The sequence below is a fragment of the Pseudomonas sp. SDO524_S393 genome (assembly GCF_054071875.1).
Map to the genome: position 1 here is coordinate 13,810 of NZ_JBSVVZ010000007.1, position 15,568 is coordinate 29,377.

At 60.4% G+C, this 15,568-nt stretch carries 12 protein-coding genes and 1 pseudogene; 8 read left to right on the top strand and 5 right to left on the bottom strand.

Going from position 1 to position 15,568, the window contains the following annotated elements; all coding sequences use genetic code 11:
• Nucleotides 1-18 precede the first annotated feature (18 nt).
• Together ACW9IB_RS05000 and ACW9IB_RS05005 are read right to left on the bottom strand one after the other, a co-directional pair.
• Nucleotides 19-1,125, bottom strand: a pseudogene (locus ACW9IB_RS05000) (methyl-accepting chemotaxis protein); the annotation flags it as partial.
• A gap of 74 nt (nucleotides 1,126-1,199) precedes the next feature.
• Nucleotides 1,200-6,896, bottom strand: a complete 5,697-nt coding sequence (locus ACW9IB_RS05005) for a membrane-targeted effector domain-containing toxin (RefSeq protein WP_457412596.1) — start codon at nucleotides 6,894-6,896, stop codon at nucleotides 1,200-1,202.
• Between the two features lie 176 nt (nucleotides 6,897-7,072).
• On the opposite strand from ACW9IB_RS05005, the gene ACW9IB_RS05010 reads away from it, so the two are divergent.
• The gene (locus tag ACW9IB_RS05010) at nucleotides 7,073-7,690 is read left to right on the top strand and encodes an FKBP-type peptidyl-prolyl cis-trans isomerase (protein WP_106578202.1); all 618 of its coding nucleotides are present in this window, start codon (nucleotides 7,073-7,075) and stop codon (nucleotides 7,688-7,690) included.
• A gap of 130 nt (nucleotides 7,691-7,820) precedes the next feature.
• On the opposite strand, the gene ACW9IB_RS05015 is transcribed toward ACW9IB_RS05010, so the two are convergent.
• The 3 genes from ACW9IB_RS05015 to ACW9IB_RS05025 all read right to left on the bottom strand — a co-directional run bounded on the left by ACW9IB_RS05015 (nucleotide 7,821) and on the right by ACW9IB_RS05025 (nucleotide 9,737).
• The gene (locus tag ACW9IB_RS05015) at nucleotides 7,821-8,078 is read right to left on the bottom strand and encodes a PA4570 family protein (protein ID WP_457365881.1); all 258 of its coding nucleotides are present in this window, start codon (nucleotides 8,076-8,078) and stop codon (nucleotides 7,821-7,823) included.
• Between the two features lie 161 nt (nucleotides 8,079-8,239).
• Nucleotides 8,240-8,581, bottom strand: coding sequence for a zinc ribbon domain-containing protein YjdM (locus tag ACW9IB_RS05020; RefSeq protein ID WP_457365880.1), 342 nt, complete (start codon nucleotides 8,579-8,581; stop codon nucleotides 8,240-8,242).
• 187 nt (nucleotides 8,582-8,768) lie between these two features.
• Nucleotides 8,769-9,737 (bottom strand): polyprenyl synthetase family protein, encoded by a 969-nt coding sequence (locus ACW9IB_RS05025; protein ID WP_457365879.1) that lies wholly within the window; start codon nucleotides 9,735-9,737, stop codon nucleotides 8,769-8,771.
• Nucleotides 9,738-9,976: 239 nt separating this feature from the next.
• Between ACW9IB_RS05025 and rplU the strand changes: the two genes are divergently transcribed.
• The 7 genes from rplU (at nucleotide 9,977) to ACW9IB_RS05060 (ending at nucleotide 15,556) form a co-directional block, all read left to right on the top strand.
• Complete coding sequence (rplU, locus tag ACW9IB_RS05030) at nucleotides 9,977-10,291, top strand: 50S ribosomal protein L21 (RefSeq protein WP_007950961.1); 315 nt, start codon at nucleotides 9,977-9,979, stop codon at nucleotides 10,289-10,291.
• Between the two features lie 34 nt (nucleotides 10,292-10,325).
• A complete protein-coding gene (gene rpmA / locus ACW9IB_RS05035; protein ID WP_003205738.1) occupies nucleotides 10,326-10,583 on the top strand; it encodes a 50S ribosomal protein L27 in 258 nt (85 codons plus the stop codon).
• A 193-nt stretch (nucleotides 10,584-10,776) separates the two neighbouring features.
• Nucleotides 10,777-12,000, top strand: a complete 1,224-nt coding sequence (gene cgtA / locus ACW9IB_RS05040; protein WP_457365878.1) for an Obg family GTPase CgtA — start codon at nucleotides 10,777-10,779, stop codon at nucleotides 11,998-12,000.
• Nucleotides 12,001-12,109: 109 nt separating this feature from the next.
• Nucleotides 12,110-13,228 (top strand): glutamate 5-kinase, encoded by a 1,119-nt coding sequence (gene proB, locus ACW9IB_RS05045; RefSeq protein WP_457412679.1) that lies wholly within the window; start codon nucleotides 12,110-12,112, stop codon nucleotides 13,226-13,228.
• Nucleotides 13,229-13,244: 16 nt separating this feature from the next.
• Complete coding sequence (locus ACW9IB_RS05050) at nucleotides 13,245-13,709, top strand: CreA family protein (RefSeq protein ID WP_457365877.1); 465 nt, start codon at nucleotides 13,245-13,247, stop codon at nucleotides 13,707-13,709.
• Nucleotides 13,710-13,809: 100 nt separating this feature from the next.
• Entirely contained in the window at nucleotides 13,810-14,292 is a 483-nt protein-coding gene (locus tag ACW9IB_RS05055; RefSeq protein ID WP_457365876.1) for a glutathione peroxidase, read from the top strand.
• A 160-nt stretch (nucleotides 14,293-14,452) separates the two neighbouring features.
• On the top strand, nucleotides 14,453-15,556 hold the full coding sequence (locus ACW9IB_RS05060; protein WP_457412598.1) for an NADH:flavin oxidoreductase: 1,104 nt from the start codon (nucleotides 14,453-14,455) through the stop codon (nucleotides 15,554-15,556).
• Nucleotides 15,557-15,568: the final 12 nt, after the last annotated feature.

Here is a 15,568-nt window from a genome sequence, read left to right on the forward strand (position 1 = left end):
CACGCCCAGCTCGTCACGGCGGGTGACCTGGATGTTGTGGCTCAGATCGCCGGACGCGATGCGTTCGACCACGACCAGGGTTTCCTGCAACGGGCGAGTGATCTGGCGGGTGATGACCACGGCCGCGATGATGCCCACCAGCAGTGCCAGCAGTGTGCTGATCAATTGCAGGCTGCGCGCCTGGCTGCTTTCAGCGTCGCGGCGCTCCAACTGGATGTCGTAGAGCTTGTCGCTGATGGTGACGATTTCGTTGCCTTGGGTGGTCATTTCCGCACGGGCGGCCACGATGTTGGCGTTGGCTGCCTTGTAGTTCTGCACGGCGGTGCGATAGGCGCCCAACGCGGTTTCCAGCGAGGTCAGCGCGCTTTGCTGGCTGGCACCGAAGACGGCGCTGAGGTCTTTCAAGCCGTTGATGGTTTTTTCGATCTGTGCGGCGGCGCGGGCTTCGGTGTCTGGATTGACGTTGCCGGTGTAGCCGCGCACTTCGTAGCGCGACAGCTGGAACTGCATTTTTGCGTCGGCCACTGCCTGGAATTGGGCAAAACGCTCCGCGCTGTCGTCCATTTGTTTCACGCTGGTTTCCAGCGTGGTGATCTGAGCGTTGGCAATATCGGCCTTGTCGCCCATGGTTTGCCGGGAGGCGTTGCCATTACGGTAGGCCTCGCGCATTTTGTTCAAGGACTGCTGGTACGCCGTGATGATTGCTTTCTGCTCATTGAGCAGCTTGAGGTTTTCAGGGCTCTTGAAGCTGTTCAGCAGTTTTTGTTGCAGGGCGATGAAGGCGTCCAGGTTGGTCTGCACGTTCTGCGCGGTGGTTTCGTCGCCGTTGGCCAGCATGTATTGCAGGCGAGCCACACGCAGCTTGGTCAGGGAGGAGTTGAGCTGGGTGATGTCGCTCATCCAGTTGCTGCGGTCGATCAGGCCACCCAGGCTGGTCCAGCTGGTCAGCGCCAGGATGGAGGTAAGGACCAGCACCAGGCCGAAGCCCAGGCCGAGTTTGAGGTTGACGCTGATGTTGCCGAACCAGCTATTCATCGAATGCTCCGCAAGTTGATGTCTGTCTGCTGGACGGTCTTGTTGTTTGAGCCAGCCAAAGTATGTAGATGGGTATCGGCGGCGATACATGATTCTGAAATGACTTTTTCGGCTGGGGGGTAAAACAGGCCCCCTGCCCGATGAACGGGCAGGGGGCTGGCGGCCTATCCCGCCACGAGTGTCAGCCCCATGCCTCTTGGAGGGGAGGCCTTGAGCGCTTCGACCAATTGAGAAAGGTAGTAGAAGCGTAATGGCCTGAAGGATTCCCAGCGCTCAACGAAATACTGACCCTTTTCGTCGATTTGAATCGGTGTGGTGAGAATTTCATGACTACGCGAAAAATGCACCAGGTTGACCTCGTTGGCGCTGGGGCGCTCGATGAAGAAGTGCCCGGGTGCCGTCAGCCTGCTGCGGTCCGGCGGCGGTTCGACGGGGAGAGGCAGCGGCCGCCCTGCAATGCCCACTTCGACGCGGTAGTCGCTGCGCAAGGCCACGCCGTAGCTGTCATCAACCGATTGCCAGCCAGCGCTGTGCAATGGCTTGGCCAATTGCGGTGTGGTGTCACGCACATGGAGGCTGACGGCATCCTGCAACTGCGCGATGCCCGGTACACCGACATACATGTCCGTGTGTGCACTGCCCATGAACGCCACCCACTTATGTGGACCAAGGGCCTGTTGGTCCGAGCTGATCATCTGGTTGGCAAAGTAGCTGAACAGCCGGGCACGGTTGTTATCCCCACTGAGCCCCTTGATGTGATAACTGGCGGTGCAGTCCAGCGCGCGGATGCGGATCCCGTGTTTATTGGCAGCCTTGACCACTTGGGTGAAGCTGTCCGGGCCCTGGTATCGCGGCATATGGCCGGCGTCCATACCGAGCAGGTAATTTTCCAGAATGGGCGGCATTTTCAGCGTGCGCTGGTAAGTCTCCAGTGCGGCCTGGTGCAGGTCGGTGAGCAGATGCTCCATGTATAGCGTCTTGACCCCCTGTTTTTTCAGGTGCTTGAAGTTGTCGATCAGCAGCCGCTTGCTGGCGCGGGCACTGTGGGCTTCGCCGATGACCAGCCCGAGTTTTTGTTGGTACAGCCGCTCGATGAACACGGTTTCACTGCTGGTCGTGGCCAGGTTTGCCGGCACATTGCGTGGGGGCACTGTGAAATCGCTGAAAAATGCCTTGGCCTCTTCCGAAAGCCGCTGCCGGGTTTGGCTGAAGGTGGATTGCGCGGCAGCATGTCGGGGGGTGGAAATTGAATAGCGAGTGTCGAGGCCGCGATGGGTCTGCCTGATCAGGTTGATATCGCTGCGAATGCCCGGGGGGAGGTCGAACACGGCATAGTGGCTGACAGCGATTGCCGGCGTGCCCGATGTGCCGGGTGTGCGCAACGTGACGTGGGTGGTTGGCAGAGCCAGGGTGAAGTCACCGCGGGACTGTGCGCCAGTGGCGGTGTCGGGCCACACGCCGATGCGTTGGCCGGGTGCGGCATCTTCAACCCGCAGGGCCGGGGTGTTTTGCAGATCTGCCAGGCCTGCGGCCTGTTCATAAGTGCCCAGGCGGTTGGAGTCCACCAGCGCCACCCAGCCTTCGCCGGGGTTGTCTTTCAGGTTTTGTTCAATCACCGAGTGGGAGTAGAAATTGCGCAGCTTGCTGCTGCGGGGAATGAGGCGCGGACCATCCTCCAGAGCCAGTACGTGCTCCATATGGTACGAGGCGGACCCGTCGATGCCATCGATGGCGATATTCAAGCGTTGGGTTTCCAGCAGCAATTTTCGATAAGTGAAAGGGGCATCGGCCGTGAGTCCCAGGGTTTGATCGACTTGCATCAGATGCCGTTCGACCTGTGCCAGCGCCTGAGCCTTGCTGCCGCCGAGCTGGTTGTTAAGAATCTTCAGCTTGCGATGGAACAGGTCGCGAGGCAGGTTTTCGATGTAGACGCGCTTGAGCCCCTGTTCGGCCAACGCAGGCAATTGTTCGATCAACAGTTGTTTGCTGGCAATGGAGCTGTCGAGGGCGCCGATGATCAGGCGCTTGTTGCGATTGAACAGGGTTTTGAGGATATCTACAGGCGCGGCTTCGACCGCGAATACGGGCAAGGGGGATTTGGGCGCGGCAACGGGCAACGCCGAAAAGAACGCCTCGGCGCGCTGGTTCAGCAGCTCGATCTGTTTGGCGTACGCCGTGCGCAAGGGGGCCGCTTCGGTGAAGGCCTTACCCTGGGCTGCACCGGCAAAGTCGGCCTCCATATCCTGAAAATGGGTCTTGAACTCCGGGTCGAGCAGCGCGCGGAAGGTCTTGGCCTGGTCGGGCCCTACGTCGAATACTTCCAGCGGGCTGCTCTCATCGGCCAGCAGTTTTTCGTACTTCTTGCGCCCGCCACCGATCACACCGGAACGTACCCATCGGCCGTCGGCATTGCGGCTGACCAACCGTGCGGTGGACAGCAACTGGCCGCTCTGCGGGTCATGGCGATACAGCAAATAGCGACCCAATGCATCCGGGGTGTTTGACGCCCACAGCGAACTCCCGTCAAACAACACCGGTTGCATACCCTCGGGCTTGAGCACCGCCATCTGGCTGATCAGCGCGTTGTCGACGGCATGCGTGCTGGTGCGGATGGTCGGGCGCAGTGACTTGAAGACGCCCTTCAACGCCGGACGCACGTCGAACAACAGCGCGCCACCCACGTTGGCCAGGTAACCGAGGTAGTGTTGCAGGGCGCTGTCTTTGTCGTTCTGGTGGTAGGCATTCAGGGCGAGCATGGCGTCCTTGAAGGCCAGCAGCCCGCCCAGGGTCAGGCTGAGTAACGGGAAGGGCATGGTGGCCACGGCGGTCAGCCACTCGACGCAGGTCCACAGAATACCGGTGATCATCTGAAGCCGATTGGCCGTAGTGGCGTGCACGTCATCAATCTTGCGCTGCAGGTTCATGTTGTAGAACTCATGGCGCAGATCGGTCAGTGTGGTGCTGGGCCGGATGCTGTCATACCGTGCAGGGCTCGGGGTGGAGCGGTTGATTTCGGCGGGCAACCCTTCGCGAGCGGTTTTCAGGAACAGCGCAACCCGCGCCACTGACGGCAACGGTACCCGCGCGCACCAGTAAGCAGGCATGCCCTCGACTTTTTTGAGCAGGTAGTTGAACAGCCTGGCCTCGCGCCAACCAATGCCGTCTGGCGCATTGGGGGTGTAAAGCAATATCGGGTTGTCGCCGTGGCTGAACAGGTAATTGCCGATGACCCAGTCCCCATCAATGGACAGCCGGTGCACCCTGTAGGTGTTGCGCTCGAGGGGGCTGCTGTCGCACAGACCGTCAATGGCCTTCTCCAGCCAGGCCAGGTCAGCCGAAGTGATGTGACCTTGCAGGCGGGATTCCAGAGCGGCGCCTTTCATTTGTAGCTGCACGATTGCCAGCACGGCATTGCGTCGTTCGCCATAACCCGGGCTGTCACTGTTTTGCAGGCGCCGGCGGATTTCGTCAGTGTAGCGTTGGCCGATCCACACGCCCGTGACGGAGCGTGCAACCTTCTGCGCTGTCAACGGGCTCAGGTCAACACCGGGCGGGCCGCGGAAGGTCGCAGAGGCTGAAAATTTTTCATTGATAAAGCCGATGCCATCCTCATACCCGTCGCGGTACAGCGTGGTGTAAGACACTGGCGCCGGCCCAGCGCCGATCAGTGGTTTGGGGGCATAGGCAAATACGGTGTCCGGGTCAATATCGTTTTGCTGGCGACCTAACAGTCGGTTGAGGCTGAGCCTGGCTTGTTCATGCAGGTAGCGTTCAAACGTGGGGACGCTGGATTCAGCATCTGGCCTTGCGTTATAGACACGCAGTGCGCCGGCCGCATCGTCGGCCAGGCTTGCCAGGCGGCTGCGATCATTGACAGAGGCCCTGCGGTACCAGGCCGGCGAGCTGAACTCGTAGTCATCCAACAGTATTGCCAACCGGTGCGCAGTTATCGCTTCCAGGCAATCGGTATAGGCGCTCGGTTTGCCAAAGGTCACCTCCAGGTGCTCGTTGGCGTCAGGGCGCCGGCTGATGCTGCGCAGGAAATCGTGCATTTTTGGCTTGAAACGCTGCGGCACTTGCTCCAGCAGGTAATCGATCATGGTGCGCCCCTTGAGGCGAGCCGTACTGCCTGTCCAGCCGATGATGTGGGTCTGGCACTCACGTAGCGTGCTGAACGCAATGAACTGTTGGGCGCTCGGCGCATCGGGCGTACACAGCAGCACGCGCGTGATCCGGCCCTGGCCGTCTGCTTCGCGCAGCAGCCACAGGTCCTTTAGTTGTGCGCCGTGAAGCCACACGGTTTGGGCGTGCAACTGTTGGCTCGGCTGTTTTTGCAGGTCTTCGAAGCGTCGGAAATCATCCGGGGCCAGATGGCCTTGCAGCCTGGCGATGTGGGCCATGAGTACGAGGCGTTGATCAAAGAAGCTGCGTGCGGCCAGCTTGATTTGTGGAGTGGCCAATGCTGTTTTCAGCGTGCTGGCGAAGTCCAGACGCGGTTGCAGGTCTTGCAGCAGCATGAGCAGGGTTTGCACGTTGAGGTGAGCGTGGGCCACACCCAGTGGCGCACCGGCGTAGCTCAGGGTACTGCGCTGGAGGAACGCCGAGCCGGGTGTGCTGTCGCCAGGGTGCAGACCGCGCAGGGCCAATTCCACCAATGAGCGTTGCTGGTTGTAGGTGCCGACCCGAGGCACCGTACGAACGGTGGTGATGTGCAGCAGGTCTGGGTCCAGGTCGTGGATATCCAGCTCATCTGCCAACTGCTCGGCCCATTGATGGCGGGCCAGTGCTTGAGGTGTCGCGGCGGGGCCGAGCAGATCGAGGAACGCGAGGCGAGCCCTGTTGTAGTGGTGCAGGTGCTGGTCGATGGTCGTGCGCTCAAGCTTGTTGGCGCTGCGATACCAGTCGGGCAGGGCGTTGAACAGGTTGCGTTCCAGCAGGCGCTGCGCGCGAAAGTCCAGGCGCGCCGTGAGGTCGGGCAGCGCGGCGTGGAGAGCGCTGTCGAGGTGCTGTTTGAGCTGGGTGGCGTTCAGCTGAGCGTTCTCGGCCAAGGCCAGGGCGTGGTGGATGTCTTTTTTGCGCTTGTCGAGCAGGGCTTGATAGGCGTATTCGAACAGCGGTTGACCGGTGATCGGTTGCAGTGCCAGCGGCCAGATATCGGTGACGGTCAAGTGTTGATAGCGCACTGGCAAATGACGACTGAATTCAGCGTGGCTGCTGCGCAGTGTCATGGCTTGCAGCAGGCCGCGGTCGAGTTCTTGCAAGGTAGCGAAGGCTTCCAGCCCGCGTGAGGGCGTGAAGAGCAGCACCGGCCCGACGCCCGCGTCGCCGCTCAGGCTGTCAACACGTGGGTTGGCCTGGCGTGTCAGCACGAACGCCCCGGCGAACTCGATGCGCTCGTCCTGGTAATCGAAGGTCAAGGCGTACAGGCCGGGGCGTAACGCCGGAGGTCGGGAGCAGTCTTCCAGCATCTGCAGGTCGGAGGGGGATAGCAGGGCATCACTGACGTTAAGTCGGGTTTCCTGTTCCAGCGCTTTGATGCCGGCGGTGTCGGTCAGGTAGGTCTTGCGGCTCTGGCCATTGACGGCACTGGTGTCATCCAGATCTTGCAGTTGGGTGTCGAGGCGGGTTTTCAGTTGGCTCAGTTGGCTGGGGTCGCTCAGGTCCAGTGCCTGGTAAAAGGCGCTGGCCTGAGTCATGTAGGCCAGGTTGATGCGCTTGAGGGTGGTGTTGAGGGTGTCCAGTGCCAGCCGCTCGGCTGGCAGGGTGACGGGGCGCCGACTGTAAGGGCGCAGTGTCGGATCGATTTCCAGCAGATGGCTATGGATTTGTTGCAGGGCAAGCGGGTTATTCTGCGTACTCATCGGTACGGTCCCAGGGTGATGAATGGAATCACCAGCATGGTCGGCGGCGGCTTGTGCCCGGCTGTAGATAGCTATGCCGTGACGCTCATCAAGGTTGGGTGTTGTGTGCTAGTCTGCTGGCCCTTTTAGATCTGGAGGGCACGGTAAATCGTGCCCTCCTACAGCGGAGCACCTTCATGTCCGAAGTTAATCTGTCCACCGATGAAACCCGTGTCAGCTACGGTATTGGCCGTCAACTGGGCGACCAACTGCGCGACAACCCGCCACCGGGCGTGAGCATCGACGCGATCCTCGCCGGCCTGACCGATGCTTTCGCCGGCAAGCCAAGCCGTGTGGACCAAGAGCAAATGGCTGCCAGCTTCAAGGTCATCCGCGAAATCATGCAAGCCGAAGCGGCTGCCAAGGCTGAAGCGGCTGCTGGCGCTGGCCTGGCATTTTTGGCTGAAAACGCCAAGCGTGATGGCATCACCACCCTGGCTTCCGGTCTGCAATTTGAAGTGCTGACCGCTGGTACTGGCGCCAAGCCAACCCGTGAAGACCAAGTGCGTACTCACTACCACGGCACCCTGATCGACGGCACTGTGTTCGACAGCTCCTACGAGCGCGGCCAGCCTGCAGAATTCCCGGTCGGCGGCGTGATCGCCGGCTGGACTGAAGCCCTGCAACTGATGAATGCCGGCAGCAAATGGCGCCTGTACGTGCCGAGCGAACTGGCGTACGGCGCTCAAGGCGTTGGCAGCATCCCGCCGCACAGCGTGCTGGTGTTTGACGTCGAGTTGCTTGACGTTCTGTAAGACCTGCTTCCCCGCTGTAGGTGGGAGCTGGCTTGCCTGCGATAGCATCACCTCGGTGAGACGTCAGACCGAGTCGTCTGCATCGCGGGCAAGCCCGCTCCCACAAAAAGCTCAATCCCGCAGGCTGGGCTCATGGATGAAACTTGCCATTCAACTCCGTGGCCGGGCGCAACGCTCGGGCATAGCAGAACAGAAACAGGTTGCGCACCACCTCCTTGAGCACCCCAGGTTCGCTGGAGCTCAGTCCGCTGACGTCCAGATCACCCTGATCCTGCAGCTCATGCAGCGCTTCTTCTTCCAGTACCGCACAGACTTCGCCGGTTTCCCGGTGCAGGATCCGCAGGTAAGGATGAGGGCGGTCCAGCCAGGCATCTATCAAATAAGTCATGGGTCGCATCTCCTTGATGGGTTTCAATGAGAATAATTCTTATTCGTAGAATAGCAAGTGCCTATTGGCGGATTCTGGATTTTTCTGTGTGGATATTGCGCGGGATCAACGGGAAGGGCGAAACGCCATCCCGCGACGGGCGCGGGATGGAAGCAGCAGGTTCAGACCTTGCGGACGAACTCGGACTTGAGCTTCATCGGACCGATACCGTCGATCTTGCAATCGATATCGTGGTCGCCGTCGCACAGGCGGATGTTCTTGACCTTGGTTCCGACCTTGACCACAAGCGAAGTGCCCTTGACCTTGAGGTCCTTGATCACGGTGATGGTGTCGCCGTCCTGCAGCACATTGCCTACAGCGTCTTTCTTCACGGTTTCATCGCCAGCGGCTTCGGCCTCGCCGTTGACGGACCACTCATGGGCGCATTCCGGGCAGATCAGCTGGGCGCCGTCTTCGTAGGTGTATTCGGAATTGCATTTCGGGCAGGGTGGCAGCGTGCTCACTAAGTCTCCTTGAGAGTCAGGATGGCTAAAGGGCGCACATTGTATAGGGTTTATTGCAGTTAGGGCGAGGCGCCTCAGGACCTTGGGGGAGCCGGGCTTGCCCGCGATGCAGGCACCACGGTGTATCAGCAATACAGAGGCGATGCTATCGCAGGCAAGCCAGCTCCCACATGAAGCAGGGGGAGTATCAGTGCGTACGGGCTACCGCAAACTCACTCAGCTCGACCAGGGCATCCCGGTATTCACTGGCTGGAATCACTTCCAGGCACTGGATGGCACGGGCCACATAGTCACGCGCCAGTTGTGCGGTGTAGTCCAGGGAGCCCGAAGCTTCCACGGCGGCGCGGATGCTTTCCAGGTCCTCGATCCCGCCTTTCTGGATCGCCTTGCGCACCAGGGCCGCCTGTTCCGGCGTGCCTTCGCGCATGGTGTAGATCAGCGGCAGGGTCGGTTTGCCTTCGGCCAGGTCGTCACCGACGTTCTTGCCCAGGGTTTCGGCATCGCCACGGTAGTCGAGCAGGTCGTCCACCAACTGGAAGGCCACGCCCAGGTGGTCGCCAAAGGTGCGCAGCGCTTCGGCCTGTTCGGTCGTGGCGCCGGCCAGTGCGGCGGCACTGTGGGTCGATGCCTCGAAAAGCATTGCGGTCTTGCCGCGGATCACTTCCATGTAGGTTTCTTCGGTCGTGCTGGCGTCGCGGACCTTCGACAGCTGCAGCACTTCACCTTCAGCGATGATGCGCGTGGCCTGTGAAAGAATCTTCATCACCGGCATCGAGCCGAGTTCAACCATCATTTCGAACGAGCGCGAATACAGGAAATCGCCCACCAACACGCTGGGTGCGTTGCCCCACATGGCGTTGGCGGTCTCGCGGCCACGGCGCATGCCGGACATGTCGACCACATCGTCATGCAGCAGGGTAGCGGTGTGCAGGAACTCGATGGTGGCGGCGAGCAAGCGCAGGTCATCGCCTTCGCGACCCAAGGCCTTGCCACACAGCAACACTAATAAAGGACGCAGGCGTTTACCGCCCGCCGACGTAATGTAGTCGCCGATTTTGGAGACCAGCGGCACTTTGGACGTCAGCTGCTGCTTGATGATGCCGTCGACGGCGCTAAAATCGTCCGCGACCGCGCGGTAGAAAGCTTGGGGTTGCATCAGCGACAGTCGCTCCAGAAGGGTTGCGCGGCATGCTAGGACCCTGACCCCCGGGTGTCAAGGCGCGATGGGCGGCTACTTGCAACGTATCAAAGCCTTGCGTACAATCGCGCACCCTGAACTTCCTGGGCAGCACCTGCCTTACGCAATTGCATTCGGGACGTCCATCCCATGCAGCCATGCCAGCCAATACCTTTTCTTATAAAGCGCTGGGTGAGCAGGATTATCGGAGAAATACCATGTCGTATGCAGTAATTGTTACTGGTGGCAAGCAATACAAGGTCGCCCCAGGTGAATACCTGAAGATCGAAAAACTGGAAGTCGCTACTGGCGAATCCGTTACTTTTGATCGCGTTCTGTTGGTCGCCAATGGCGATGACGTGAACATCGGCGCTCCAGTCGTTGCTGGCGCTACCGTTGTGGCTGAAGTGATCTCCCAAGGTCGTCACGATAAAGTCCGCATCATCAAGTTCCGTCGTCGTAAGCACCACATGAAGCGTATGGGCCACCGCCAGTGGTACACCGAGATCAAAATCACCGGTATTCAGGCTTAATTTCAGCCTAATTCCTCACTAGGAGAATTGACTCATGGCACACAAAAAAGCTGGTGGTAGTACCCGTAACGGTCGCGACTCAGAAGCCAAACGCCTTGGCGTGAAGATGTATGGCGGCCAGGCTATCAAAGCGGGCAACATCATCGTGCGTCAGCGCGGCACCCAATTCCACGCTGGCTACGGCGTTGGTATGGGTAAAGATCACACTCTCTTCGCTAAAGTCGAAGGCGTGATCAAGTTCGAAGTAAAAGGCGCCTTCGGTCGTCGTTACGTAAGCGTTATCGCAGCTTAATTGCGAGATCGCTGGAAAAGCCCTGTCTTGCGACGGGGCTTTTTCGTTTGTGGAGTGAGTCTCTTGCAAAGCTGTCTGTAATGAGCTCAAGCGCTGGATTTGCGGTCGTTGATTGAGGTCGCTGCGCTCATTTTTGCAAGAGTCTTATGTCTTGGTTTCTTAAGCTCGTCCATGCGACGAGAGGCGTTTTGTTATGAAGTTCGTTGATGAAGTTTCCATCCGAGTAAAAGCTGGCGACGGCGGTAACGGTTGCATGAGTTTCCGTCGCGAAAAATTCATCGAAAACGGTGGCCCGAACGGCGGTGACGGCGGTGACGGCGGGTCCATCTTCATGATGGCCGATGAAAACCTCAACACCTTGGTCGACTACCGCTACACCCGGCACTTCGATGCCGAGCGTGGCTCCAACGGTGGCAGCACCGACTGCACCGGCAAAAAGGGTGAAGACCTGATCCTGCGCGTACCGGTCGGTACCACGATCATCGACTCGGCCACCCAGGAAGTCATCGGTGACCTGACCAAGGCCGGTCAGAAACTGATGGTGGTACAGGGCGGTTGGCACGGCCTGGGCAACACCCGTTTCAAATCCAGCACCAACCGTGCGCCACGCCAGACCACGCCAGGCAAGCCGGGCGAGCAGCGTGACCTCAAGCTGGAAATGAAAGTGTTGGCAGACGTCGGTTTGCTGGGCTTGCCGAACGCCGGCAAAAGTACCTTTATCCGCTCGGTATCGGCCGCCAAGCCAAAAGTTGCCGACTACCCGTTCACCACCCTGGTACCCAACCTGGGCGTGGTCAGCGTCGATCGCTGGAAAAGCTTTGTGATCGCCGACATTCCTGGCCTGATCGAAGGCGCTTCCGACGGCGCAGGCCTGGGTATCCGCTTCCTCAAGCACCTGGCGCGTACTCGTTTGCTGTTGCACCTCGTGGATATGGCGCCGCTGGATGAAAGCAGCGCGCCGGATGCCGCCGAAGTCATCGTCAACGAACTGGCCAAATTCAGCCCCTCCCTGGCCGAACGCGATCGCTGGCTGGTGCTGAACAAATGCGACCAGATCCTTGAAGAAGAGCACGAAGCGCGCGTCAAGGAAATCGTCGACCGCCTGGAGTGGACGGGCCCGGTCTACGTGATCTCGGCCATCGCCAAAGAAGGCACCGAGCGCCTGACCCGCGACATCATGCGCTACCTCGAAGACCGTGCCGACCGCCTGGCGGCCGACCCGGTGTTCAAGGCCGAACTCGCCGATCTCGACCAGCGCATCGAAGACGAAGCCCGCGCTCAACTGCAGGCTCTGGACGACCAGCGTGCCCTGCGCCGCAGTGGCGTGAAGTCGGTCCATGACATCGGTGACGACGATTGGGACGAGGAAGATGTGGATGATGAAGATGGTCCGGAAATCATTTACGTGCGCGACTGATCCGTTGCGATAAACTTGAACGCCGCTCCCTGGAGCGGCGTTTTGGTATCCGGGTATAACGTTATGGGCCGCGCTGGGTCGCGCGGTCCTCTAGCCAAGGTTGAAGATGATGCGGAGCAAAGTGACGGGTGCGCAGCGCTGGGTCGTGAAGATCGGCAGTGCGCTGCTGACGGCGGACGGCAAGGGGCTGGACCGCACGGCGATGAGCGTGTGGGTCGAGCAGATGGTGGCCTTGCATGAGGCCGGCGTGGAACTGGTATTGGTCTCTTCCGGGGCTGTGGCCGCCGGGATGAGCCGCCTCGGCTGGACCGCGCGACCCAGCGCGATGCACGAGCTGCAAGCCGCCGCCGCCATCGGCCAGATGGGTCTGGTGCAAGCCTGGGAATCCAGCTTCGCCGAGCACGGCCGCCACACGGCGCAGATCCTGCTGACCCACGACGACCTGTCCGACCGCAAGCGCTACCTCAACGCCCGTAGCACCCTGCGCGCGCTGGTGGAGCTGAAAGTCATCCCGGTGATCAACGAAAACGACACCGTGGTCACCGACGAAATCCGTTTCGGCGACAACGACACCCTGGCCGCCCTGGTGGCCAACCTGGTGGAAGCCGACCTGCTGGTGATCCTCACCGACCGCGACGGCATGTTCGACGCCGACCCGCGCAACAATCCCGAAGCCCAGCTTATTTACGAGGCGCGTGCCGATGACCCTGCGCTGGACGCCGTGGCCGGCAGTGTCGGCGGCGCCCTTGGCCGTGGCGGCATGCAGACCAAGCTGCGTGCTGCGCGCCTGGCAGCGCGTTCAGGCGCCCATACCATCATCATCGGCGGGCGCATCGAACGCGTGCTGGATCGTCTGAAGGCCGGCGAGCGCATCGGTACGCTGCTGTCACCGGAACGCGGCATGCTGGCGGCGCGCAAACAGTGGCTGGCCGGTCATCTGCAAACCCGTGGCACCCTGGTGTTGGACGATGGTGCTGTATCGGCGCTGTCCCAAGGCAACAAGAGCCTGTTGCCGGTGGGCGTCAAGTTGGTGCAGGGCAGCTTCCGCCGTGGCGAGATGGTGGTATGCGTGGCGCCCGACGGTCGCGAAATCGCTCGCGGCCTGGCCAACTACAGCGCCCTGGAAGCGCAGAAAATCATTGGACAATCGTCCGATGCGATTGTCGGACTATTGGGCTACATGGCTGAACCTGAACTGGTTCACCGCGATAACCTGATCCTGGTTTAACCAAAGGGAATACACGATGCGTGTGATGAAGGGATTGCTCGGCCTGCTGCTGGCCATGCCGCTGCTGGTCTCGGCCGAAGAAATCGGCCAGGTGTCGACGGTCTTCAAGTTCGTCGGCCCCAACGATCGGATCGTCGTGGAAGCCTTTGATGATCCCAAGGTCGATGGCGTGACCTGCTACCTGTCGCGTGCCAAGACTGGCGGCGTCAAAGGCGGCCTGGGCCTTGCCGAAGACCGTGCCGAAGCCTCGATCGCCTGCCGTCAGGTCGGCCCGATCCGCTTCAAGGGCGAGCTCAAGGACGGCGACGAAGTGTTCAAGGAGCGCACCTCGCTGGTGTTCAAGACCATGCAGGTGGTGCGCTTCCTCGACAAGAAGCGCAACACCCTGGTGTACCTGGTCTACAGCGACCGCCTGATCGAAGGCAGCCCGCAGAATGCCGTGACCGCGATTCCGATTTTGCCGTGGCCGACCGCTCAGTAACTTGCGCGCGGGTTTTGTCATCGGCGTCTATGATTGCAGGCTTGCGAGTTGTACTCTCGAACAGTCGCAATGCGAAAACATGGGATATCTGGAGTTCGTCATGAGTGCTTTCCACGACCTGAAACTCAAAGCTTTGGACGGACAAGAGCTGCCGCTGGCGCCCTTCAAGGGGCAAGTGGTGCTGGTGGTCAACGTGGCCTCCAAGTGTGGTTTGACCCCGCAATACGGGGCTTTGGAAAAGCTTTATCAGCAGTACAAGGATCAGGGATTTACCGTGTTGGGCCTGCCGTGCAACCAGTTTGCCGGGCAGGAGCCAGGAACCGAGGATGAGATCCGTGAGTTTTGCAGCCTCAACTACGGCGTGACGTTTCCCTTGGGCAGCAAGCTCGACGTGAACGGCCCTGATCGTCACCAGCTGTACCGACTGTTGGCGGGCGAGGGGGCGGAGTTTCCCGGGGACATCACCTGGAACTTCGAGAAATTCCTGCTGGGCAAGGATGGGCGCGTGCTGGCACGCTTCTCGCCGCGCACTGCGCCGGATGATCCCACCATCGTCCAGGCCATTGAAAAAGCCCTGGCCTGAGCTTCTGATCCGATCGTTCCCACGCTTGCGTGGGAATGTCTCCCCCCGGACGCTCCGCGTCACGCTTTTGCACCTTAATCACCCAGATCAATAGTGCTATCCAGCGCTCTGCACTCTCCATATTATCCACATCATAAACCCTCTGACGTGGAGTGCTCCCATGCCTGTCCAAGCCTTGTTCAAACCTTTCCAGCTCGGCGCACTGCAACTGTCGACCCGTGTCGTCATGGCGCCCATGACCCGGTCGTTCTCGCCGGGCGGCGTACCCAATTCCAAAGTCATCGAATACTACCGTCGCCGTGCTGCGGCAGGCGTGGGGCTGATCATCACCGAAGGCACGGTAGTCGGCCATCAAGCGTCCAACGGCTATCCGAACGTCCCGCATTTCTACGGCGAGGCTGCATTGGCCGGCTGGAAGAAAGTTGTTGACGCGGTACACGCCGAAGGCGGCAAGATCGTGCCTCAGCTATGGCATGTGGGCAATGTGCGTCGCATCGGCACCGAGCCTGATGCCAGCGTGCCGGGCTACGGGCCGGTGGAAAAACTCAAGGATGGCAACGTAGTTGTCCACGGCATGACCACCCAAGACATCAAGGATGTGATCAATGCGTTCGCCCAGGCCGCGAGTGACGCCCAGCACATCGGCATGGACGGTGTGGAGATCCATGGCGCCCACGGCTACCTGATCGATCAGTTTTTCTGGGAGGGCAGCAACCAGCGTACCGACGAGTATGGCGGCAGCCTGGCCAACCGCTCGCGTTTTGCCATTGAGCTGATCCAGGCCACCCGCGCCGCCGTCGGCCCGGATTTCCCGATCATCTTCCGCTTCTCCCAGTGGAAGCAGCAGGACTACACCGCGCGCCTGGTGCAAACCCCGGAGGCGCTGGGCGAGTTCCTCAAACCATTGTCTGACGCCGGTGTGGATATTTTCCACTGCTCCACCCGTCGCTTCTGGGAGCCGGAATTCGAAGGCTCCGATCTCAACCTGGCTGGCTGGACCCGTCAGCTCACCGGCAAGCCAACCATCACCGTGGGCAGTGTCGGCCTGGATGGCGAGTTCCTGCAGTTCATGGTCAATACCGACAAGGTCGCGCAACCGGCGAGCCTGGAAAAACTGCTGGAGCGTTTGAACAACGACGAGTTCGACCTGGTCGCGGTGGGGCGTGCGCTGCTGGTAGACCCGGATTGGGCGGTGAAGGTGCGTGATGGTCGTGAGGATGACATCCTGCCGTTCAGTCGTGAGGCATTGATGACCCTGGTCTGAGTGGCTGGGCTC